At 65.8% G+C, this 22,795-nt stretch carries 19 protein-coding genes and 1 tRNA gene; 9 read left to right on the top strand and 11 right to left on the bottom strand.

The window, feature by feature from the left end; translation table 11 throughout:
- Nucleotides 1-12 precede the first annotated feature (12 nt).
- Nucleotides 13-3,012: a TonB-dependent receptor gene (locus BACI71_RS07920; protein ID WP_236552897.1), complete on the bottom strand. Its 3,000-nt coding sequence runs from the start codon at nt 3,010-3,012 to the stop codon at nt 13-15.
- 132 nt (nt 3,013-3,144) lie between these two features.
- The gene (locus tag BACI71_RS07915) at nt 3,145-3,891 is read right to left on the bottom strand and encodes a FadR/GntR family transcriptional regulator (protein ID WP_159757277.1); all 747 of its coding nucleotides are present in this window, start codon (nt 3,889-3,891) and stop codon (nt 3,145-3,147) included.
- Nucleotides 3,892-4,096: 205 nt separating this feature from the next.
- On the opposite strand from BACI71_RS07915, the gene BACI71_RS07910 reads away from it, so the two are divergent.
- Genes BACI71_RS07910 through BACI71_RS07890 form a run of 5 tightly spaced genes read left to right on the top strand, consistent with a single transcriptional unit; the run spans nt 4,097 to nt 10,112 of the window.
- Nucleotides 4,097-5,518: a 3-keto-disaccharide hydrolase gene (locus BACI71_RS07910; RefSeq protein WP_159757275.1), complete on the top strand. Its 1,422-nt coding sequence runs from the start codon at nt 4,097-4,099 to the stop codon at nt 5,516-5,518.
- Nucleotides 5,515-6,828, top strand: coding sequence for a Gfo/Idh/MocA family protein (locus tag BACI71_RS07905; protein ID WP_159757273.1), 1,314 nt, complete (start codon nt 5,515-5,517; stop codon nt 6,826-6,828). Before BACI71_RS07910 ends, BACI71_RS07905 begins: the two co-directional genes overlap by 4 nt.
- A gap of 26 nt (nt 6,829-6,854) precedes the next feature.
- Entirely contained in the window at nt 6,855-7,679 is an 825-nt protein-coding gene (locus tag BACI71_RS07900) for an FAD:protein FMN transferase (protein ID WP_236552896.1), read from the top strand.
- A complete protein-coding gene (locus BACI71_RS07895; protein WP_159757269.1) occupies nt 7,679-8,941 on the top strand; it encodes a Gfo/Idh/MocA family protein in 1,263 nt (420 codons plus the stop codon). Before BACI71_RS07900 ends, BACI71_RS07895 begins: the two co-directional genes overlap by 1 nt.
- Before the next feature lie 13 nt (nt 8,942-8,954).
- Nucleotides 8,955-10,112, top strand: a complete 1,158-nt coding sequence (locus tag BACI71_RS07890; RefSeq protein ID WP_159757266.1) for a Gfo/Idh/MocA family protein — start codon at nt 8,955-8,957, stop codon at nt 10,110-10,112.
- A gap of 206 nt (nt 10,113-10,318) precedes the next feature.
- Here the strand turns inward: BACI71_RS07890 and BACI71_RS07885 are convergent, their stop codons facing one another.
- The 7 genes from BACI71_RS07885 to BACI71_RS07855 all read right to left on the bottom strand — a co-directional run bounded on the left by BACI71_RS07885 (nt 10,319) and on the right by BACI71_RS07855 (nt 17,443).
- The gene (locus BACI71_RS07885) at nt 10,319-11,083 is read right to left on the bottom strand and encodes an MBL fold metallo-hydrolase (RefSeq protein WP_159757263.1); all 765 of its coding nucleotides are present in this window, start codon (nt 11,081-11,083) and stop codon (nt 10,319-10,321) included.
- Entirely contained in the window at nt 11,080-11,859 is a 780-nt protein-coding gene (locus tag BACI71_RS07880) for a TatD family hydrolase (RefSeq protein WP_159757260.1), read from the bottom strand. The genes BACI71_RS07885 and BACI71_RS07880 overlap by 4 nt, the downstream gene beginning before the upstream one ends.
- The gene (gene metG, locus BACI71_RS07875; protein WP_159757257.1) at nt 11,859-13,409 is read right to left on the bottom strand and encodes a methionine--tRNA ligase; all 1,551 of its coding nucleotides are present in this window, start codon (nt 13,407-13,409) and stop codon (nt 11,859-11,861) included. The genes BACI71_RS07880 and metG overlap by 1 nt, the downstream gene beginning before the upstream one ends.
- A 125-nt stretch (nt 13,410-13,534) precedes the next feature.
- Nucleotides 13,535-14,527 carry a DNA polymerase III subunit delta' gene (locus BACI71_RS07870; protein ID WP_159757254.1) on the bottom strand — a complete coding sequence of 331 codons (993 nt, stop codon included), beginning with the start codon at nt 14,525-14,527 and terminating at the stop codon, nt 13,535-13,537.
- Nucleotides 14,524-15,153 carry a dTMP kinase gene (gene tmk / locus BACI71_RS07865; RefSeq protein WP_159761000.1) on the bottom strand — a complete coding sequence of 210 codons (630 nt, stop codon included), beginning with the start codon at nt 15,151-15,153 and terminating at the stop codon, nt 14,524-14,526. Before tmk ends, BACI71_RS07870 begins: the two co-directional genes overlap by 4 nt.
- Nucleotides 15,154-15,167: 14 nt before the next feature.
- Nucleotides 15,168-16,334, bottom strand: coding sequence for a D-alanyl-D-alanine carboxypeptidase family protein (locus tag BACI71_RS07860; RefSeq protein ID WP_159757251.1), 1,167 nt, complete (start codon nt 16,332-16,334; stop codon nt 15,168-15,170).
- A gap of 80 nt (nt 16,335-16,414) precedes the next feature.
- Nucleotides 16,415-17,443: a lytic murein transglycosylase gene (locus BACI71_RS07855; RefSeq protein ID WP_159757248.1), complete on the bottom strand. Its 1,029-nt coding sequence runs from the start codon at nt 17,441-17,443 to the stop codon at nt 16,415-16,417.
- Between the two features lie 137 nt (nt 17,444-17,580).
- On the opposite strand from BACI71_RS07855, the gene BACI71_RS07850 reads away from it, so the two are divergent.
- Nucleotides 17,581-17,667, top strand: a tRNA-Ser gene (locus tag BACI71_RS07850).
- Nucleotides 17,668-18,098: 431 nt separating this feature from the next.
- Here BACI71_RS07850 and BACI71_RS07845 read toward each other — a convergent pair.
- Both BACI71_RS07845 and BACI71_RS07840 read right to left on the bottom strand, forming a co-directional pair.
- A complete protein-coding gene (locus BACI71_RS07845) occupies nt 18,099-18,353 on the bottom strand; it encodes a hypothetical protein (protein WP_159757245.1) in 255 nt (84 codons plus the stop codon).
- Nucleotides 18,354-18,410: 57 nt separating this feature from the next.
- A complete protein-coding gene (locus BACI71_RS07840) occupies nt 18,411-20,258 on the bottom strand; it encodes a PAS domain-containing protein (RefSeq protein WP_159757242.1) in 1,848 nt (615 codons plus the stop codon).
- A 134-nt stretch (nt 20,259-20,392) separates the two neighbouring features.
- Here BACI71_RS07840 and BACI71_RS07835 point away from each other — a divergent pair, with 134 nt between their 5' ends.
- The 3 genes from BACI71_RS07835 to BACI71_RS07825 all read left to right on the top strand — a co-directional run bounded on the left by BACI71_RS07835 (nt 20,393) and on the right by BACI71_RS07825 (nt 22,789).
- Nucleotides 20,393-21,568 carry a zinc-dependent alcohol dehydrogenase gene (locus tag BACI71_RS07835; RefSeq protein WP_159757239.1) on the top strand — a complete coding sequence of 392 codons (1,176 nt, stop codon included), beginning with the start codon at nt 20,393-20,395 and terminating at the stop codon, nt 21,566-21,568.
- 11 nt (nt 21,569-21,579) lie between these two features.
- Entirely contained in the window at nt 21,580-22,167 is a 588-nt protein-coding gene (locus tag BACI71_RS07830; protein ID WP_159757236.1) for a hypothetical protein, read from the top strand.
- 109 nt (nt 22,168-22,276) lie between these two features.
- Nucleotides 22,277-22,789, top strand: coding sequence for an SRPBCC family protein (locus BACI71_RS07825; RefSeq protein WP_159757233.1), 513 nt, complete (start codon nt 22,277-22,279; stop codon nt 22,787-22,789).
- Nucleotides 22,790-22,795: the final 6 nt, after the last annotated feature.

Genomic DNA, 22,795 nt, shown 5'->3' with positions numbered 1-22,795 from the left:
GGCATCCGTGGGTCAGAGCTGGAAATTGATCGCAAGCGCGTAAGTGCGCCCGAAATAGGCGGTGTAGAGCGGGTCCTGACGAACGGTGTCGGCCGTAAGCCGATTGGTCTCGTTGGTGATGTTCGATACCTCGGCGATCAGCTTGATGTTTTCCGTCAGATTGTACGAGGCGGAGGCATCGACGAAGATCGAGCTGGCGTTCACGGAGGCATCCGCATCAACCGAGCCGCTCGGGACTGCCGTCAGGAACGGCGAACGGTAATTGACCGTCGAGCGGATGCTGAACTTGCTGTCCTCGTAATAGAGGGTGCCGCTTGCGGTTTCGCCCGACAGGCCCACCAGCGGCGCCACGCGAGTCCGGCCGTTGCCAAGCAGGTACGTGATGTTCGAGCGAACGCGGGTGAAGTTGCCGAGCGCGCCGAAGTTGCTGAGCGCGCCGGGAAGGAAGCGGAACGGCAGCTGTACGTTGACCTCGAAGCCGCGCAGCGGCCCGCCAGGGGTGTTGACGTTGCGCTGCACGCTGAACAGGTCGGTCGGGCGCAACTGCGTGCCGGTCAGCAGCGAAAGCGGAAGGCCGATATCCTGAAACGGCACCAGCTGCGGCAGCGCCTGAATGTAGGTTTCGATGTTCTTGTAGAAATAGCCGAGCGAGACCAGCGAACCCGGCGCAAAATACCACTCCAGTGCGGCATCGATCGTGTTGGCCCGGATCGGGTCGAGAAATGGATTGCTGAACGAGGCCGTCTGAATGACGAGGTTCGCCGATCCCGCCGGGATGAGCTGGCCGTACGATGGCCGCGACATCACGCGCGCTGCCGAGAAGCGCGCGATCAGCTCGGGGGTGATATCCAGTGCGAGGTTTACCGCCGGCAACCAATCCTCATACGATCGGCTAACTTCCGAAATCACGAACCGCGACGAATAGGTCGAACCGGCCGGCGCGGCAGTGGTGATCGGCCCGTACGTATCGAGATCGGTGTGGACGTAGCGAACACCGGCGTCGCCGCGGAGCCCGAACGGCAGCACATCCTTGGTATCGAAGCGCACCATCAGATAACCCGACTTGTACTTTTCATCGACGCCGCCGTACGTCCCGCGCGCGCATTCGATGCTGCAATAGGCGTAATCGTCGAGACCCACCGCGTTGCGGAACTTGATCGGATCAACCGACACAAAGTCCTGAAGCTGCCCGTCAAGGTTCTTGCCGATGCCGTTCGTGGTATAGGTGAAGTCGGCGATCGACACGCCGGCGGGCAGGGTCAGCGGCGTCGTCGTGCCCAGCTGGCGTTCCCGCGCGGTGTACCTGTTGGTGCGATACTGGCCGCCAGCCACGACGGTAAAGCCGTGCGCGGCCTCCCATTCGCCGTTCAGCTCGAAGGTCTTGCTGAGGATGACGTTGCGGCGGATGAAATTCGACAGCTGCCCCTGCTGGTCGCCGTTGGTGAGCGGCGGCCCGTAGCGGAACAGTGCGGGGTTGGTCGTGTCGATCCCGTAACCGATCTTCGGAATGTCGGGATTGTCGCGGAAGTCGATCGACCAGTCGCGCGTGTCGTTCGAATCGACCGCGACTTGAAGACGGTCCACATCAAGACGGGATTCGTTGATGCCGACAAGACCGAACAGCCGGACCTTGTCCGAGAAGCGATGGTCAAAATTGAGATTGGCCTGCCGGTATTCGGAGGTGAACCGCTCCTGCTGCATCTCCGAGCGCAGATCGACGCCATCGAACAGGCCGTGGATCAGCGAGCCATTGTCGTCGACCTCGATCTCGCGCACCGAGGTAAGCGGCTGACCGTTATTGGAGATCGCCCGCCCGAACGACCGCGCATCGAAATAGGCGTCGAGCCGGTCGACTTTGAAGCGCGAGTAGAGGCCGTCGAGCGAGATGTCGGTGTTGTCGCTCGGCTTCCACTGCAAGGTGAGCGTGCCGGCGAGGCGCTGCTGGTCCTGGCTGCTCTTCACCGGGCGCGGCAGGCGCGGCAGGAAGACGCCGCCGCCAGGGCGGCCGCTGACGCCGGTGCGGCTCATGATGTAATCATACGCTGCGGCGGTGCCGGTACGCGGATTGCCGGCGCTGCAATTATTGGCGTCCGCACCGATCGCGACCGCGTTGGGCTGGGCGTAGCCCGGCACCGGGCTGGTCGTGGCGGCGCCGTTGTAGCTGTAGCCCACCGGGGTGCAGAACGGGAAGATCACGCCCGCATTCGGCGCACCGTTGGGGGCGGCCTGCCCGTAGACATAGGTCGGAACGACGTCGACAGCCGAATAGGCGTATTCGTCGATCCGCCGCTTCGAATAGGCAACGCTGCCAAGGATGCCGAACGTATCGCCGAACTTCTTCGAGACGATCGCCGACAGGCGCGGGTCGACGTCCTTCTTGATGTCGTTATAGATGCCGCGCGCCGTTCCGGAAAGGACGAAGTCCTTCTTCTGGTCGAACGGGCGTGGTGCACGCAGGTCGACGGTCGCGCCAAGCGAGCCTTCCTCGACGTCGGCGGACATCGTCTTGCGCACGGACAACGCCGAGAAGATCTCGGTCGGGAAGGTCACGAAGTCGAACGAGCGGCCGGTGGCGACGCCACCGCGGATATCGCTGCCGCTGACCTGCGATACACCCTCCATGCCGTTGATGCGGACTCGCGTAAATTGCGCGCCCAACCCGCGAACCGAAATGTTGCGACCTTCGCCGCCGTCGCCGCGCGACAAGGCGACGCCGGGGATGCGTTGCATCGACTCGGCAAGGTTGGAGTCGGGGAATTTACCGATGTCCTCCGCGACGATGCTGTCGATTGCCGCGGTTTCGTTCCGTTTCTGGTTAAGGGCGTTGTTCAGTGCGGCGCGGAAGCCGGTGACGACGATGTCGGCGACCTGGCCCTCGGGCAGATCCTGATCTGCAGCGGCCGGGGAGGGCGCCTGTGCATTGGTCTGCGCGCGGATCGGCGCAGCGGCGACCATGCTTATCAGGCTGATTGAGACGTACAGATGGCGCTTGTAGCGGTGCTGACTGGACAAAAGCCCTCTCCCTGCCGGCTGGCGCGCTGCATTGTGCAAAACGGCTGCTGCCTTGTGACAGTCCGCCGAACGCGTCCTTACCTAGTTGTCAGGTAGCATTGTCAGTCCATGCTGACAATGCTCACCGCGATTTCATACGGCACGACGGGCAAGCGCATGGCGGCGCTGCGTGGCTTCCGCGCGTGCGCGCTCGACTGCTTCGGTTTCGGTGACGTCGAGCAGATGGTCGATCACGCGCGAGAGATGGTCGCGCATCGCATTGCGCGCGTCGACGGGCGAACGCACCTCCAGCGCGGCAAGGATGCGGCCGTGTTCCGCCATCCGGCTCTCGGTTCCGAGGCTGCCCGCCTTCACGAGCACCTCGCGCGCAAGTGGCGACCGAAAGCGCATGTCCCAGAAATCGGTGACTGCAGCGATGATGACCGCATTCCCGGTCGCTTCGGCAATCGCGATGTGAAAGCGGCGGTCGGCATCCTCGGCGGCCGACACGTCGCTTTGCTCCATCTGGGCGAGCAAGGACCTGAGTTCAGCGAGTTGCGCCGTATCGATCTCGGTGGCGGCCACCGCGGCCACCTCGCCCTCCAGCAATCGCCGTGCCTCGGTGATCTCGAACGCGCCGATGTCGAGCTCGCGACTCGCATCGACTGCTCCGGTCGCGAGCACGAAAACGCCCGAACCTTTGCGTGCTTCGACGATCCCCTGCATCTCCAAAGCGATCATCGCTTCGCGGACGGTGGGGCGGCTTACCCCGAAGCGCTCGGTCAGGTCGCGTTCGGCAGGCAGGCGCGTCCCGACCGGGTAGATGCCGTCGGCGACGTCAGCCATGATCGCGTCGACAATCCCGCGGTACAATTTGCCGCCACTCTCTGTCTTCCGCATCGATCGTCCTGTTTCGTCCGCAGGCGACCGTTGCGACGCCGGGATGTGACCCTAGCCTAACGTAAGGCGGTCGCCAATGTCTGACATGTCTATTGCAAGTGGTCGGGCCGCGACCTAGGCTCAGTGTCGGGAGAGGTGCAATGGCACCCGTCACAAAACGGTTCGGGCGTTCGCGTCCGGGCCTCGCAACAGGGCAGGGTGCTTGATGAAGGTCCGAACACTCGTAGCGGGGGCATTGCTGTCGACCTCGCTGCCCACCATCGTCACCGCCCGGCCGCCCCAAGCTGCGCGGCAAGGCGCGCCGTGGCGCGACGTGACCCCACGCGCGGGACTCGGCGGCTGGCACAAGGTCGGGGGCAACGCGACCTATGATGTCGCCGGCGGCGAGTTGGTCGGCCGTGCCGAACCGGGCAAGACGAACAGCTGGCTGGTATCCGACGCGCAATATGGCGACTTCATCATCGAATTCGATGCGAAGACCGATCCGGCGCTCAATTCAGGGGTGATGATCCGGGGGCAGAGCCGCCCGGACTACCGCAATGGAGTTGTCTTCGGCTACCAGGCGGAGATCGATCCCTCGAAACGGGCATGGAGTGGCGGACTTTACGACGAGCAGCGGCGACAATGGCTCTATACGCTTGGACGCAACGAAGCGGCGCGACGGGCTTTCCGCTCGGGCGATTGGAACCACTATCGTGTCGAGGCGATCGGTAATCGGCTGCGGACGTGGATCAACGGCGTGCCGGCCGCCGACGTCGTCGATGACATGGACGCCCGCGGGTTCATCGCCTTTCAGGTGCACGCCATCCCCGACGCGGACGCAGCACGCCACCCCGAGGCGCGCTTCCGCAACGTTCGGATGATCACGGATCGGCCGGCACGCTTTGCGCGGCCGGCGACCGGGATACCGCAGCAGGGCTGGCTTTCGAACCAATTGTCCGACGACGAGCGCGGCGCAGGCTGGAAGCTGTTGTGGGACGGGCGGAGTACCAGCGGCTGGACCGCGGCGAAGGGCAGCGGCTTTCCGGCGAAGGGCTGGTCGATCGCCAACGGCCTGTTGACCGTGGAAGGCGCCAACGGCGCGGAATCGACCAACGGTGGTGACATCATCACGACCCGCGAATACCGGGATTTTGAACTGTCGGTGGATTTCCGGCTGAGGGAGGGTGCCAACAGCGGGATCAAATATTTCGTCGACCCGGCGCTGTCGAAGGGCGAGGGGTCGGCCATCGGGCTGGAGTACCAGCTTCTCGACGACGCGCGGCATCCCGATGCCAAGCGCGGCCGCGACGGCAATCGCACGCTCGGCTCGCTCTACGACCTCATCCCGGCCCGCAACCTGTCGGATCCCGACAGCCCGGGCAAGCGGATCAACCCGCCGGGCGAATGGAACCGCGCCGTGATCGTGTCGCGTGGCCATCATGTCGAACACTGGCTCAACGGCTTCAAGGTCGTGGAATATGAGCGTGGATCACCAGCTTTCCGGGCGCTGGTGGCGCAAAGCAAGTATGCCAAATGGCCGCAGTTCGGCGAGCGCGCGCAGGGCCCGATCCTGTTGCAGGACCATGGCGACCGCGTCGACTTCCGGTCGATCAAGATTCGTGAATTCAAAGGGATGAGCCGATGATCGATCGTCGAACGATGTTAACCGGCGCCGGTGCGGCGCTGGGTGTCGCGATCAGTGCGCGAAGCTATGCGCAGATCAAGGGCGCCAACGACCGGCTCCGCGTCGCGGTCGTCGGGGTCAACGGCCGCGGACAGGCGCATTTGAGCGCCTTTGCCAAACAGCCGAACGTCACGATCACGCATCTCGTCGACGTGGACTCGGATGTGCTCGCGAAGCGCGCCGCGGCGTTCGCCGCCAAGGGCAACAGCGGTGTGAAGACCGAGGGTGATTACCGCCGGCTGCTCGATCGCAAGAGCGTCGATATCATCACGGTGGCGACTCCCGATCACTGGCACGCCAAGCTGGCGGTCGATGCAATGGATGCCGGGCGCGACTGCTATCTGGAAAAGCCGATCGGTATCGCACCCGCCGAGGGTGAAGCGCTGATAGCCATGCAGAAGCGCACCGGGCGCAAGCTACAGGTCGGTAACCAGCAGCGCTCGAGCCCGGAGACGCAGCAGCTCGGTGCGCTGATCCGCGCCGGGGAACTAGGGGACGTCTATGAGGCACAGACCTGGTACGCGAACAATCGGGGCTCAATCGGCAACGGCAGCGTCGTCGCGCCACCGGCCAACCTCAACTGGGATCTCTGGCAGGGTCCGCGACCACGTGGTGACTATCGCTCGAACCTCGTCCACTACAATTGGCACTGGTTCTGGAAGTATGGCACCGGCGAGATCTGCAACAATGCGATGCACGAACTGGACGTCGCGCGCTGGCTGATGGGGCTGACCTATCCCAAGACGGTGGTTGCGCGCGGAGCGAAGCGTTTTCACAAGGGCGACGACTGGGAGATGTACGACTCGCTCGCGCTGGACCTGATCTACGACGGCGACCGTGCGATCCGCTGGAACGGGCAGAGCTGCAACGCGCAACAGGCTTATGGCCGGGGGCGCGGGGTCCTGCTGCTCGGCACCAAGGGGTCGGCTGTCGTCGACCGCAATGGCTTTGAGTTGTTCGATCTGGCTGGAAAGCCGACCCGGCAGGTCAAGGCTGCTGCGACGTCCGAGACCACCGGTACGGTCGGCGAAGGGGTCCTCGATGTCTATCACGCCCGCAATTTCGTCGACGTGATCCGTGGCCATGTGTCGACGCTGGCCTCGCCAATCGCGGAGGGGCATATCAGCACAACGCTCTGCCACCTCGGCAACATTGCCTATCGCACCAACAGTGAGCTGACGATCGATCCCTCGACCGGCAAGCCGACCAGTCCGGAGGCGATGAAATTGTGGGCGGTCGATTACCAGCCCGGTTGGGAAGTCAAAGCCTGACGCCGCAGGCGGCCTCGACAGGCGCGTTGCCCGCGAGCGGAGAGCTGTGTTTCGCTGCAATGGGCACGCGGATCGAGCTGCATCGCTTCGGCGGCGGCGCCTCCGACGCGCTGGCGCTCGCGCGGGATGCCATCGAGCGGGTCGACGATACGCTCACGATCCACCGCCCGTCGCCAGCGACCGCCATGAACGAGGCGCTGCGCGCCGGGCAGACCGCAAAGATCGCCGATCCGATCCTGTTCGACGCGCTGATCCGGATCGATGATGCGCGCGCTGCGACCGAAGGGCTCTTCGATCCGACCATCGATGCGCGACATGCCGTCGGCTGGGCGGGGATCCGGCTCGACCGGCACGCGGCGACGATTGCCTTTGACGCGTCGGTCGCGCTGGATTTCGGCGGCTTCGGAAAAGGTTATGCCCTCGATCTTGCGGTATTGGCGTTGCGCGCGGCGGGGGTAGGGTGCGCGCTGCTGTCCGCCGGAGAGAGTTCGATCGCGGTAATCGGCGAGCACCCCCTGGGCGGCAGCTGGTCGCTCGCGGTACCCGATCCGCGCAATCCGGAGCGGTCGCTGGTCGTGGTCGAGCTGGTCGACGAGGCGCTGTCGATTTCCGCGACGGTCGGGTTCGGCACCGCCGCTCCGGAGCGCGCGGCACTGCTGCGGCCAGGTGCGTCAGCACCCATTATTTCGCCGCGAACGGCCGTCGTCGTGGACCGAAGCGGCGCAATGGCCGAGATGTTGAGTACTGCCCTGATCGTGGCGGATGACGTCGCCGCGCGACGGTTGCATGATGACAAACGACGGATGCTGTTCGATTTCGCGTCCGCCGCCTCCACCAGGATGTTCGCTTGATGACCGACAAGACCTTCGACCTGAGCCGCCGGACGTTTCTCGACCGCGTGCTGACGGCCAGCGCGGGCAGCGTGATGGCAACCGCCACGCCATGGGTGGCCATGGCGGCCGGGGCGGAAACCGCCGGTGCCGGCAAGGTGCGTCTGGGCGTGATCGGCACCGGCGACCGCGGGCGTGCGCTGATCCAGAATATCGCCAAGACGCGCAATTGCCGAGTCGCTGCGCTCTGCGACACGTATGCGCCCAATCTTGCCAAGGCGCGGCAGTGGGTAGCGGCGGGCACGCCCGAGTTCAGCGATCATCGCGCGATGCTCGATGCGCGCGGGCTGGACGCTGTCGTGATCGCCACGCCGCTTCATCGCCATGCGCAGCACACGTTTGACTCGATGGATGCCGGGCTGCACGTCTGGTGCGAAAAGGCGATGGCGCGGACGATCGCCGATTGCAGCGCGATGGTCGAGCGTGCGCGAGCCCGTGGCAAGGTTCTGCAGATCGGGCATCAGCGGATGTTCCACCCGACCTATCTGAACGCGTTACGGCGCGTGAAGGCGGGTGAGATCGGGACCGTGACGCAAATCCGCGCCAGCTGGCACCGCAACAATGCGTGGCGACGCCCCGTTCCGGCGGACAGTGACGATCGTCGGATCAACTGGCGATTGTATCGTGAAAGCTCGGCCGGATTGATGACCGAGCTGGCAACGCATCAACTACAGGTCGGCAACTGGTTCCTCGATGCGGTACCGACGCGGGTGATCGGATCAGGCAGCATCTGCTTCTGGAAGGATGGCCGCGAAGTCTACGATCATGTTGCGTTGATCTACGAATATGCCGGTGGGCGGAAGGTGATCTACACGTCGCTGCTCAACAATGCGCGCTACGGGTGCGAGGAGCAGGTACAAGGCAGCAAGGGGACGATCGAACCCGAGCTGGGCCGCATCTACCAGGAGGTGCCCGCGCGCGCACTGGCGTTGCAGCGGATGCAGGCCGACGTGAAGCGCGGGCACAAGCGGACCATTCCGATCGGCGGCGCGACATGGTTTCCGGAGCTGCCGGTGACGACCCCGGGGGAGTCGCTCGGCTGGGGTGAGTATGACGAGACGATGCTGCAGTTCGAGGGGTTTGGCGAGGCGGTACGATCCGGCAAGCCGCTGCCGGGGCTGTTGCAGCAGGCCTATCATGCCAGCGTGGCCTCACTGCTTGGCGAGCAGGCGATGGACAAGGGCGAAGCAAAGACATGGCCAACGTCGCTGGTGACGGTTTGAGAGGGACAATATCATGACGCATTCCGATCGCCGCGCTGTGCTGGGCATGGGGCTGACTGCCGGGTTGATGGGGCTGGCGGGCGATGCGCTGGCGCAGTCCGCCACGCGCGGCGATGCGCCGACCGAGACCGCGGTTGCCAAGCCGGCGCCCGAAGCGAAATACCGGGTGCCGTTCGCGGTGATCGGCATGGATCACAATCACATCTACGGCATTACCGACGCGATGATCCGGGGGGGCGGGGTGCTCACCAGCTTCTTCGCTACCGACCCACAGCAGATCGCCGCCTTCCGCAAACGCTATCCGGGCGCGAAGCTGGCACGAAGCGAGGACGAAATCCTCCAGGATCGCGCAATCAAGCTTGTGTGCAGCGCGGCCGTCCCGAGCCTGCGAGCACCGCTCGGTATCCGGGTGATGCGCGCGGGCAAGGACTATCTCAGCGACAAGGCAGCGGTAACGACGCTGTCGCAGCTGGCTGACGTGCGTCGCGCGATCAAGGAGACCGGGCGCAAATACGGGATCATGTATTCGGAACGACTGGAGGTGCCCGCCGCGGTGATGGCGGGGCAGATGGTGCATGACGGCGCGATCGGGCGCGTCATCCAGACGATCAACCTCGCACCGCATCGGGTGTCTGCGCCCAACCGCCCGGACTGGTTCTGGGATCCGGCGCGCAATGGCGGCATCCTGACTGACGTCGGCAGCCATCAGGCCGACCAGTTCGTCTACCTGACCGGCAGCACGCGCGCGCAGGTGCTGGCATCGCAAACCGGCAATTTCGCGCATCCGGACCATCCGAAATTCGAGGATTTTGGCGACATGATGCTCCACGGCGATGGCGGAGCGGGCTATATTCGGGTCGACTGGTTCACGCCCGACGGGCTGCCGACCTGGGGCGACGGGCGGCTCTTCATCCTCGGCACCGAGGGCTACATTGAACTGCGGAAATATGTCGACATCGCCGGACGTCCGGGCGGCAACCATCTGTTCGTCGCCGATCGGAAGGGCACGCGTTACATTGATTGTTCGAAAGTGCCGCTGCCGTTCGGGCCGCAGTTCATCATTGACCTCGTCGAGCGGACCTCGGTGGCGCAGGATCAGGCCGGTGCGTTGCTGGCAGCAGAGCTTGTGCTGACTGCTGAAGCAAAGGCCACACGGGCAACAAAAAGCTGAGCGAGACGACTGGTTCGGAGCAGCTGCTTGTCTCGATAATCCACGTTATGTAAATAGGGATGCCGTAACGAGGAGGGTCGTGGCGATTCCGAGCCAGATCGCGCCGTAGATCAACATGGTACGTGCTGGTACGCGTCGCGCTATCAAGCTGGTCAGCGGCAGGACCAGCACAAGGAGCAGGATCGCGACCTGCATGCTTCGGTCCGTCACGCCGACCATTCCCATCCGTCAAAACCTGGCTCTACGCCGGCCGGAAGTTCCGCACATAGCGAGGCATAGTCCATCGATTGGTCCATATGGACCAGCGCGGTGCGGCGTGGTCGCAGCGCTTCCTGCCACGCCAGCACCGTTGCAAGGTCGGGATGCGTCGGATGTGGACGACGGCGCAGCGCGTCGACAATCCAGACGTCCAGGTTTTGGTAATGATCATGCATACTGGCCGTCATCGCGCTGATATCGGTTGCATATCCGATAACCTGCCCGGCGGCCTCAAAGCGCAATCCGGCAGAAGTAATCCCGCCGTGGGGCTGATCGACGACGCTGATCGCGATCGCGCCGATCTGAAGGCGATCAGGTAAGTCGTTGAGATTGACTGTGGGTGGGTAGCCGCGGTTACCCTCGAACACATAACCGAACTGCCGGCGGAGCGCGGCGGCGGTGCGCGACCGCGCATAGCCTTCTACCGGGCGACCGAGCACATGATAGACCTGACGAAGATCATCGATTCCAAAGACATGGTCGGCGTGCTCGTGGGTCCAGATCACGGCGTCGAACCGCTCGACACGCGCCTCCAGCAATTGTTCACGCATGTCGGGGCTGGTGTCGACGAGGATGCGAGTGCCTTCGTGCTCGACCAAAATCGACGATCTTTTCCGTCGGTTACGCGGCTCGGTCGGATCGCAGTCGCCCCAGTCGTTGCCGATGCGAGGGACGCCGGACGAAGTGCCGGAGCCGAGGATGCGGACCTTCACGCCGGGTGCGTCTTGCTGAACAAATCGTGGAAGTTGCGCGCGGTATAGGTTTGTAATTCCTCGAGATCCTCGCCGCGCAGACGAGCGAGGAACGCAGCAGTGTCGGCAACGAACGACGGCTCGCCGGGCCTGCCGCGGTGCGGAATCGGCGCCAGAAATGGCGCGTCGGTTTCGATAAGAAGCCGCTCGCGAGGCAGCCGGGTGGCGGTTTGTTGCAGGTCGGTCGCGTTTCGGAACGTCACGATGCCGGAAATAGAAATGTAGAATCCGAGTTCGAGCGCCGCATCGGCGAAATTGGCGCTTGCGGTGAAGCAATGGATCACGCCGGTGTACGTCCCCTGCTCCATCTCTTCGCGCAGGATGGCCAAGGTGTCCTCTTCGGCGTCGCGAGTGTGGACGACGATCGGAACCTGCAATTCGCGCGCGGCGGCGATGTGCGCGCGGAAGCTCGCCTGCTGGCGATCGCGGTCGGAATGATCGTAATGATAGTCGAGCCCGCTCTCGCCGATGCCGACCACCCGCGGATGCCGGCCGCGCGCGACCAGCCTGGCGGTATCGACATGCGGGTGCGCGTCGGCCTCGTGCGGGTGGATGCCGACCGTCGCCCACACGTCGGGCTCACGCTCGGCGGTGGCGAGCACCGCGTCCCACTCGCTCTCCCGCGTGGCGATGTTGAGCATCGCGGTGACGCCGCGCGCCCGCGCACGTTCGAGCACCGCTTGCTGTTCCTCGACCAACCCCTTGTAATTGAGGTGGCAATGGCTGTCGGCGAGCATCAGGACGGCTCCACTTCCGCCGGCATCTCCAGCCGCGGGAACGCAGGCGTCGGGGTCGCGAGCACGAAGCCGGCCGCCGCCTGTCGCGCGTACCAGCCGTCGTCGTCGATCGCGGCGTGGCCACGGTCTTCTGCGCCGAGCAGATCGAGGATAAGCCCCGCGCCGGCCGGTACCACCGGCAGGATCGTGATCGCCAGCATCCGGATCGCGCGGACCAGCGTGCCGAGCACCGCGTGCATCCGCTCAGGATCGGTCTTGCGGAGTGCCCACGGGGCCTGCGCGTCGATGTACTGGTTGCAGGCGAAGACGCCGCGCATCCATGCCTCGATGCCCTGGCTGAGCAGCAGGTCGTCAAACGCCGCCTTGAAGCCGGCGCAGGCGACGACGACCTCCTCGATCAGCTGGGCGTCCGCCACGTCCGTGCGCCCCGTTTCCGGAAGCGCACCGCCGAGGTTCTTGGCGATGAACGACAAGGTCCGCTGCGCCAGGTTGCCGAACGCGTTCGCCAGTTCGGCGTTGACGCGCGTCACGATCGCGTCGGCCGCGTAGCTGCCGTCCTGCCCGAAGCTGACTTCGCGAAGCAGAAAATACCGCAGACCGTCGACGCCGAACGCATTCGCCAGACCGAGCGGATCGACGACGTTGCCGAGGCTCTTGGACATCTTCTCGCCGCGATGAAGCAGGAAGCCGTGGCCGAACACCGTCCTGGGCAGCGCGACACCGGCCGACATCAGGAACGCCGGCCAGTAGACGGCGTGGAAGCGGACGATGTCCTTGCCGATCAGGTGCAGATCGGCCGGCCAGTGCGGCATCTTCCCGTCGGGATAGCCCGCACCGGTCAGGTAGTTGGTGAGCGCGTCGACCCACACGTACATGACGTGTCCAGGGCTGTCGGGAACCGGCACGCCCCAGTCGAAGCTGGTGCGCGACACCGACAGGTCGGACAGGCCACCCTCGACGAAGCGCAGGATCTCGTTGCGGCGGGATTCCGGGCGAATGAAGTCGGGGTTGGCGGCGTAGAAATCGAGCAGCGGCTGGTGGTATTTGGAGAGACGGAAGAACCACGTCTCCTCCGCGGTCCACGTTACGGGGGTGCCCTGCGGCGAAAGCTTCTCGCCCCCCTCCCCGTCGACCAGTTCCTTCTCGTCGTAGAACGCCTCGTCACGGACCGAATACCAGCCCTCGTAGCGATCGAGGTACAGGTCTCCGGCGGCGGCCATCGCACGCCACAGCGCCTGGCTGGCGACATGATGATCGGCGTCCGTGGTGCGGATGAACCGATCATAGCTGATGCTCAGCGCGTCGCACATCCCCCTGAAATAACCAGACATTTCATCGGCGAGCGCGCGGACCTCGACGCCCTTGTCGCGTGCGGTCTGGACCATTTTCAGGCCGTGTTCGTCGGTGCCGGTCTGGAAGCGAACGTCGCGCCCGGCCTGACGCTGGAAACGCGCGATGGCGTCGGCGGCGATCGCCTCATAGGCATGGCCGATATGCGGACGGCCGTTGGGATAGCTGATCGCGGTGGTGATATAGAAGGGGTCGCCCATGCCGCTTCACTAGGGTTTGATGGTCGGCAGAACAAGCGGGGGTGACACAGGCCGGGAGCGCCATGTGTCATACCGGCCGCGGCACGAGACAGACATGGGCCCTTGCCCGCGCAGGGGCGACGAAGTCAGCGGACCGGCTGGTTGGGGCCGGCGAGGCGGGCGACGATCCCGGTGAGTTCGTAGACGGTGCCCTGTGCATCCAGCGACAGGCTGCGCGCCGCGGCGGCGACCTTGCGCGCCTCGTCATAGGCGTCGAGCGCGGCACGCAGATCGGTGCCGACGCGCAGCGCGATCATGCGCGCGATCACCGTCGGGACCCGATCGAGGAACGCCTCGTAGCGGGGCTGCGCGGCCTTCGGTGACAGCGCGCGGGCGAGTGCCGAGCGGCGCGTGAGGGTCGGGTCGCCGTCGCGGCCGATCGCTTCCACGGCAGTGTCGATCGCACCGAGGTCGAGACCGGCATAGCCGGCCGCACGGCCGGGGGCCCCCTCCCCGATCCGCACCAGCGCCGCACGTTCGTCGGGATCGGTATCGGGCAGGATGTCCGCCAGCACTGCCGCCATGTCGGCGTCGTCGAGCGGATCGAAGCGCAGCAGTCGGCAACGCGAGCGGATCGTCGGCAGCAGCCGGCCGGGCGCGTGGCTGACCAGCAGAAACACCGTGCCGGCGGGGGGCTCTTCGAGGCTCTTGAGCAGCGCGTTCGACGCGCCGGGGCGTTCGAGATCGTCGGCGGCGTCGATCACGATCACACGGCGTGGTGACAGCGAGGGCATGGTGCCGAGGAACGGCCCGAGGCTGCGGATCTGGTCGACGGTGATCGACCGCGCGAGTTCGTCCTCCTTGTCCTTCTTTGCGAGCCGGCGCAGCACGCGCAAATCGGGATGCGAGCCTGCGGCCATCAGCTTTGCGGCGGGATGGGTATCGGGCACCGCGAAGCCGGGCGGCACCACGCCCGGCGTCATCGCATCGGCAAGCAGCCGAAGCGCGGCGGCTTGCGCGAACGTCGCCTTGCCGACGCCAAGCGGGCCGGCGAGCAGCCAGGCGTGGTGGAGCGCACCGCCGGTGCTCGCCGCCAGAAAGGCGTCGATCGCGGTGCGATGACCGCGGAGCGATGTCACGGCAGCAGGTCCGCCAGCGCGTCGAGTATCGTTGCGGTCACCGCCTCGGGCGGGAGCGTGGCGTCGATGCGGGTGAAGCGCGCAGGCTCGCGCGCTGCGAAGCCCTCGAACGCGGCGGCGACGGCGGCGTGGAAGTGCGGATCGCGCCGCGCGAACCGGTCGGCTGCGGCACCGTCCCGCGCTGCCGCCCGTGCCGCACCGATCGCAGTCGGCAGCGCGAGCAGGAAGGTGCGATCCGGGAGCAGCCCCTGCGCGCCGAAATCGTGCAGCGCGCGGATCGCTGCATCGTCAATCCCGCCCGCCAGCCCCTGATAGGCGCGGGTCGAGTCGAGATAACGGTCGCAGATCACCCAATGCCCGGCATCCAGCGCGGGGCGGATCACCTTCTCGACATGGTCGGCCCGCGCGGCAGCGAACAGCAATGCCTCCGCGCGCGCGCTCCAGCGCGTCGCTTCGCCCTGCATCAGCAGCGCGCGGATCGCCTCCGCCCCCTCGCTGCCGCCGGGCTCGCGGGTGACGACGGTGTCGATCCCCCGGTCGCCAAGCGCGGCGGCGAGCGCGCGGACCTGCGTCGACTTGCCTGCCCCCTCCCCGCCTTCGAGGCTGAGGAACCGCCCTCTTGTCATGCCGGTGCTGCCGGTCAGCCGAACAGCCCCTGCCATGCACGGCCGAAGAAGCCCGCCTCGCCGACGTCGCCACCGGCGACTAGTGGCATCCGCTGCTCGGGCAGGCCGGGCGACGACACGACGAGATCGGCGATGTGCGCGCCCTGCTTGATCGGCGCCTTGATCGGGCCGTCATAGACGATCTTCGCGGCGAGCTTCGGCCGGCTGCCCGACGGGATCGTGACGGTCAGGTCCTTCGGCGCGACGAGCTTCACCTCGCGTGCGCTGCCGAGCTGGACCGCGGCAGTGCCGACCTCGCGGCCGGCCTTCACGACCGGCTTGGCCTGCCACGCGCGGAAGCCCCATTCCATGAAGCGCACCGATTCACTCGCGCGCTGGTTGAAGCTGGTCAGCCCGGCCAGCACCATCACGAGCCGGCGGCCATTCTGCTCGGCCGAACCCGTGAAGCCATAGCCGGCTTCATCGGTGTGGCCGGTCTTCAGACCGTCGGCGCCGGCAACCCGGCCGAGCAACGGGTCACGATTGGCCTGGGTGATCGCCTGCCCGCCGCCCAACGTCTTGCCCCAGGTGAAATCACGCCGCGAATAGAATTGCTTGTAGAGCTTCGGGTGCTGCTGGATCGTTGCTGCCGCCAGCGTGGCGAGATCGCGCGCCGTGACATAGGTGACGCCGCCGTCCGGCCAGCCGTTCGCGGTACCGAAGTGGCTGTTCTTGAGCCCCAGCTTCGCGGCATCCTCGTTCATCCGCTCGACGAACGCCTGCTCGGTACCCGAGATACCCTCGGCGAGCACGATGCACGCGTCGTTCCCCGACAAGGTGACGATGCCGTAGAGCAGGTTGGCGACGGAAACGCGCTCGCCCGAGGACAGGAACATCGTCGACCCCGCCTGCGGGCCGTGCCACTTCTGCCACGTCTCGGGCCGCACCTCGAACTCGGTGTCGAGCTTCAGGTCGCCGTGCGCGATCATCTGGAACGCGGTGTAGACCGTCATCATCTTCGCCATCGACGCCGGGGGCATCCGGCGATCGGCGTCGCGCGCGAACAGCACCGCGCCCGACGACAGATCCTCCATGAAGGCGACCGGTGCCGGCGTGTCGAACTGCGGCGCGGCGGCGACGGCGGGCATCGCCAGCGCGACGACGGCAGCGGGAAGCGCAAGGACGGTCAGCAGCTTGGTCATTTATGATTCCGTGTGTCGAAGCGAGAATTAACGATGTGGCGACATGCCATAGCGCCGCGCCGCGCGCGCGTCACCCGCCGCTATGACGCAATCGCATCGGCGAGCAGGCCGACGGACAGCGCGTAGAAATTCGAACAGTTATAGTCGAGGATCACGCGGTAATTGCCCGTCAGCAGATAGGCGGTCTGGCCGGGGCCATCGGGCTCGATCAGCGTCGCCTGCACGTCGTCAGCCAGCGTGCGGCCCTGCGTCGACACGCCCAGCGCGCGCCACTCCGCCATCGAGTGCCAGCCGCTGTGCCGCTCGAACACGCGCGGGCAGCGCGGCGAGACGAGCCGGTTGCGCACCTCGCTACGGTCGAAGCTGGCGGGCACGTTGACCGCGACGCCCCACGGCTGGCCGCGTCGCCAGCCGGCCTGGACGAAGTAATTGCCGATCGACGCCAGTGTGTCGGCCGCCGAGTTCCAGATGTCGGCGCGGCCGTCTCCGTCACCATCACGCGCGAGGCGGAGGTAGACGGAGGGCAGGAATTGCGGATTGCCCATCGCGCCGGCCCAGCTCCCGGTGAGCTGCGTGCGCGAGACGCCGCGATCGATCATCTTCAGCGCGGCGATCAGTTCGCCCTCGAACAGCGGGCGGCGGCGCCCCTCGTACGCGAGGCTTGCGAGGCTGCGCACCGTGTCGAAATCGCCGGTGTAGCTGCCGTAGTTGGTCTCATGGCCCCAGATCGCGACCATGATCTCCTCGGGTACGCCGGTCGCCGCCTCGACCCGCGCCAGCCGGGCGCGCTGTGCGGTGTAGGTGGCGCGTCCGCGCGAGATGCGCGCGGTGTCGACGTGCATGGTGCGATAGGGCGCGAAGCGTGGGACCGGGGCATTGGGGCGCGCTTCGGGCTGCTGCTGGTCGAGCGCGACCACGCGCGGGTTGAAGGTCAGCGCGGGCAGTACGTTGTCGGCCGTCGCCGCCGAGACGCCCGCCGCCAGCGCACGCCCGCGTACCTGCGTCAGATAGGTCCGGAACGCGCTGTCGTCCTGTGCCGGGGCCATCGTCGGCGCGATCAGGCACGCCCCTGCGGCCAGACCGCGCGTGAGAGTTGTTACCGCTTTCATGATCGTCCGGTTCTGACACAGCGCGTGCTGCGGCGGTACCGCAAATCGTCGCGCCCGCGGCACGGACGACCGCAGCGACACCAGGGGGCTTGAACACGTCCGAGCCTTGCTGCCATAGGCACCGCCACCGCGCGACGGGAAGAGTGGCCGAGCGGTTTAAGGCACTGGTCTTGAAAACCAGCGAGGGTGCAAGCTCTCCGTGGGTTCGAATCCCACCTCTTCCGCCGCCGTTTTCCCGGTTGGGCCGGCTATGAGTATGCAATCGCCGCCGGCTGCATCACCTTTCGGCTCGCTTTGCCGGCGCTCACGGTTGAATTGGATGTTGCCAGGCCGTTCTCATGCTGGGCTGATCCGGCGTCGTTCATCCCGTGGCATGAAGGCGGGTGCAGGCGATTGTTGCCGATCGGGCACGATCAAGTTGCTGACGTGCTCGGTTCAGCCGATCGTCGTGGCCGAAGCGTATCGCTCCGGCCTCCCGATTTCCCTCGAAGCTTTGTCCCATCCGGACCGGGACCAGATCATCATGATGCCGCGTTCGTACTTCCTTTTGGCGTGAAAAAGGGAAGGCCGAGCGCATCGGCCGGTTGCTCCTGCTTCATCGGGTATCATGACGGCCAACTCCGAACTTCCGACACGAAGCAAGCGCAGTTCATCGTTACGCGACGATATCAACACCAATCGAATAGCGGCAGGACCTTGTTCGGGGAGCGCTATAGCGCTTGGCGCGGTCACACACGACGATCCGCATGCCGCGATCTGCGATAGCATCGGTCATGACCCAATGCTCCTCCGCATCGAGCGCGCGACGGGCGCGGTTTCCGCCCGGCCCGCAAGCGAGCGGCGAGGCGAAGCGTCGCCGTAAGATCACCAGGGCGTGGTCAGGATCATGAATCGCGTCATCGCTGGACATTACGTCGCACTAAGCCTGTTCGATGATGCGCCGCCGCCGGCGGCAAACGGAGGATCCCTAGGTGATTTTGCCCGGATCCCTGCCGTCCCCGCCCGATGGCGTGAAGCCGGCGGCGAGCGCGACCTGGAGCAACTCGGTCAGATTGCCTACATCGAGTCGGTTCATGACCTGTGCGCGGTGCAGTTCGACGGTCCGCGGGCTGATGCCGAGCTTCTGACCGATGATCTTGTTGGTGCCGCCATCGACAAGGCCGGCGAGCACCTCGCGCTCGCGCGTGGTCAGCCGGGCGATGCGCGCACCTGCGTTCTCGTCGCGAGTCGTCGGACGAGCCGCGCCGTGACATTCCGCCATGGCGTTTGCGAGCGTGCTGGCCGCAAATCCCTCGTCCCCGGCGATGACATAATCGATGGCACCGGCTTTCATGGCGGCGACCGCCGCCGCAGTGTCTGCCCCGGGCGCATCGATCGCGATCACCGGCAGCGCCACCGATCGCGCCTTGAGCTCGCGCGGCACCGAAAGTCCGTCACTCCTTGCCTTGCGCAGGTCCACGAGTACGCAGCCGGGAGCGAGGACCGCCGCAATGTCGAGGAACGCCGCGGCGCTGTCGAATGTCCGCACGCGGTAACCGAGCGACCGGACGAAGTTTCCCAGCTTGCGCGCTTCGGTTGCCCGGGCGCTGACCACGTACGCCTGACGAATGTCCTCCTGGGTCAAATCCTCCGCGATGCCGCCGATCCGGGCCACGACACCGGCATCGTCGGGGATCGGAAAGCTGGTGTCGCGAAGCCAGCGGATCGCGCCGTCTTGCGGACGGATGATCCGGTATTCGAACTGGACAACCTCACCGGCCTTGACGGAGGAAAGCGCATGTTCGACCTGCGATCGGTCATCGGGATGAACGTCGTTCATCCATTCGACGAAACCGGTCGCTCCGGCCGGACAAGGTATGCCCCAGATCCGTTCATAGGCGGCACTTCGATAGATGATCGTGTCCGCAACCGGGTCTCCGATCCAGATCAGGTTGCTGCTGTGAGCGGCAAAACCGCGAAACTGCGCCTCGTTCACCCGGATTGCCGCCTCGGCGGTGCGTTGCGTTGTCATATCGATCGCCGCACCGACGAAGCCGACGGCCCGACCCTCCCGGAAGCTGGTCTGGCCGGAAGTCGCGATGTGCCGCGTGACGCCGTCGTCTCGCCCGATCACACGATATTCGATGCCGTAATGGCCGTCGCCCGCCGGATCGATGCATGCCGCTATCGCGCTGTGGACACGCGGGAGGTCGTCCGGGTGAATGCCGGCCTCATACACGTCGACGTCGACTGCTGCGTCAGGCGGGAGACCCCACATCGCACGCAGCCGCTCGTCCCAGTCGAGCGCGCCGGTGACAGGGTCCCAGGCGTATATACCGACGCCCACCAGCTCAGTCGCGGCGCGAAGCCGCGCTTCGCTCTTGCGCAACGCCTCCTCGCAGGCGCGCCGCTCACTGGTGTCGCGTGATACCCCGACGACCTGCTCGATGACCCCATCTGCGCCACGGACCGGCCCCCAGAGGTAGGCGAAGAACGCGGCGTGACCGGACGGGGTGCGATAGAATACCTCATCCTCCACGGTCACACCCTCGGCAAAAATGCGATCGATGTGGCCATTCAGCAGCGCCGCCAGATCAGGCGGGTAATCGAGGTCGGCAAAGGTCTTGCCGACCATCTCATCCGAGGTGAGCTCGAAGAGCGCCAGCATGGGGGGATTGGCATAGGCGAACCGACGTTCCCGATCGAAGGCGTAGACGTAATCCGGGAACGACGAGAGGTTGGCTTCGAGAAAGCGCAACTGACGCGCCAGATCCTGATCGCCGACGCCTTTCGCAACGTCTTTTGACCCAGCGGTCGGTGATGCCTTCTCGATCAAGGCGCGCGGCCTTCGCACATCGGCATCGCAGCCGCGCAAGCGCCGGAAGACGCGTGATGTTCCCTAGGGATCACCCGCATGTTCGGCATTGATTATAGAAGTTTAGGTGATCTCCCTTAACCGAGGAGACCAGCATGAAGGCCCTAGTCTGGCACGGCAAGGAGGACATACGGTACGACACGGTGTCTGACCCTTCGATCGAAGATCCGCGCGACGCAATAATCAAGGTTACAAGCTGCGCGATCTGCGGTTCCGATCTTCACCTCTTCCACAATCTCGTGCCCGCGATGCTGCCCGGCGACATCATGGGGCACGAGACGATGGGCGAAGTGGTCGAGGTCGGCAGCGGGTCGAAAGGCAAGCTGAAGAAGGGCGATCGCGTCGTCATCCCCTTCACCATCCAGTGCGGCGAGTGCGAGCAATGCCTGCGCGGCAATTTCTCGGTGTGCCAGCGCACCAACCGCAAGGGCGATCTGGGCGACAAGGCGTTCGGCCACCGCACTGCGGGGCTGTTCGGCTACACGCACCTGACCGGCGGCTATCCCGGCGGCCAGGCTGAATATCTGCGCGTGCCCTTCGCCGACACCACGCACATCAAGGTGCCCGACGGCATCGATGACGAAAAGCTGCTGTTCCTGTCCGATATCCTGCCGACCGGATGGCAGGCGGCGGTGCAGGCCGACATCCAGCCCGGCGACACCGTCGCGATCTGGGGCTGTGGGCCGGTGGGGCAGATGGCGATCCGCTCGGCGATCCTGCTCGGCGCGGAACAGGTGGTGGCGATCGACCACCTGCCCGAACGGCTGTCGATGGCGGCTGCGGCGGGCGCGATCACGATCAACTTCGACGAGGAAAGCGTCGTCGAGCGGCTGAACGAGCTGACCGGCGGCCTCGGCCCGCAAAAATGCATCGATGCGGTCGGCACCGAGAGCCATGTCAGCTTCGGCCAGCCGGACACGATGCTTGATCGCGCCAAGCAGATGCTGATGGCGGAGAACGATCGGCCGCATGTGTTGCGCGAGATGATCTTTGTCTGTCGCCCGGCCGGCGTCATCTCGATCATCGGGGTCTATCTCGGCCTGGTCGACAAGATCCCGATGGGACAGGCGATGAACAAGGGCCTGACCTTCCGCATGGCGCAGGCGCATGTGCCCCGCTGGACCGGCGACCTGCTGCGCCGGATCGAAGACGGTCAGATCGATCCCTCGTTCGTCATCACCCACAAGGTCGACCTGTCCCAAGGTCCCGAAATGTACAGGACGTTCCGCGACAAGGCGGACGGCTGCATCAAGGTCATGCTCCAGCCCTGACGGAGGCACCCATGTCACTCACCAATCTTACCGGCATCGCCCGCTCGCCCGGCGATCCTCGCGTCGAGCGTAAAGGTCCCAGCTCGATGAGCGGTGCCGACCGGCTCGCCCGTGCGCTCGGCTGGTTTTCGATCGGGCTCGGCGTCGCCGAACTGGTCGCGCCGGGCAAGCTCGCCCGCAGCCTTGGTCTGGAAGGCAAGGAGGCGCTGATCCGCGGCTATGGCGCGCGCGAACTGGCCAGTGCAGTCCCGACGCTGTCGATCGACAAGCCGATCGGGCTGGCGGCACGGATCGGCGGCGACGCGCTCGATCTCGCGACGCTTGCCACTGCACTGCATCGTGACAACCCGAAGCGACACAATGCTGCGGTGGCGACGGCGCTGGTCGTGGGCGTCACGTTGCTCGACATCGCCGCCTATACCGGTGTGAAGGCCGCCCACCGGCGCGACGCAGGCAGCGATCGCGACTATTCGGATCGCAGCGGCTGGCCGAACGGCGAGCAGGCGGCCCGCGGGCGGGCCCGGCAGGATTTCGAGACCCCGGACGACTATCGCGCCGAAGGCACCGTCGCGGACGCGCTGCCCATGGTGGTTGCCTAGCGCCGGACAACGCACCGCAGCACCAAACCCGCGTCATCCCCGGCGGCGCTGCGGCGGCTGCGCTGCCTTCCCTCACGCGATCCCGGGTCGCAACAGAAAGGGCTTACCAATGACCGCAGATACGACCGACGACGTTCTGGATGCGGCGGCGCGCGCCGCCATCACGATCGGAAGGCCCGCCGACGAACTTCGTGCACTATGGCTCAGCCCCGATGTCCAATCCGCTATCTGGGCGGACTTTGCCGATGTCTCGACCGCCGACGATGGTGCGACCGACTGGGTCGCGCACGGTCCGGCCGGCGGCACGTATCGCTGGCGGACGGCGGCGCAGGCGACGGATGACGAGGTCCGCTGGTCTACGCTCGACGGCGCCGATGTGGCGAACACGGGTGTGCTCACCTTCCGCACCGCGCCCGGCGATCGTGGGACCGAACTCCATCTCGACGTGCGGTTCGATCCCCCCGGTGGTGTTGTCGGCGAAGCGGTGGGCAAGCTGTTCCACGTCGTCCCGCGTGAGATCGTGGCCAAGGCGCTCTACCGGTTCCGTGCGCTCGCGCTGACCGGCGAGATCCCCACCACCGATCCGCAACCCGCCGCCCGCAACGGCGGCACCGATCGCTAGGAGAAA

This window comes from Sphingomonas sp. 8AM (assembly GCF_902506455.1).
Lineage (GTDB): Bacteria > Pseudomonadota > Alphaproteobacteria > Sphingomonadales > Sphingomonadaceae > Sphingomonas.
The sequence above is the reverse complement of the archived record's forward strand: the minus strand, read 5'-3'. Positions and strand labels throughout refer to the sequence as shown.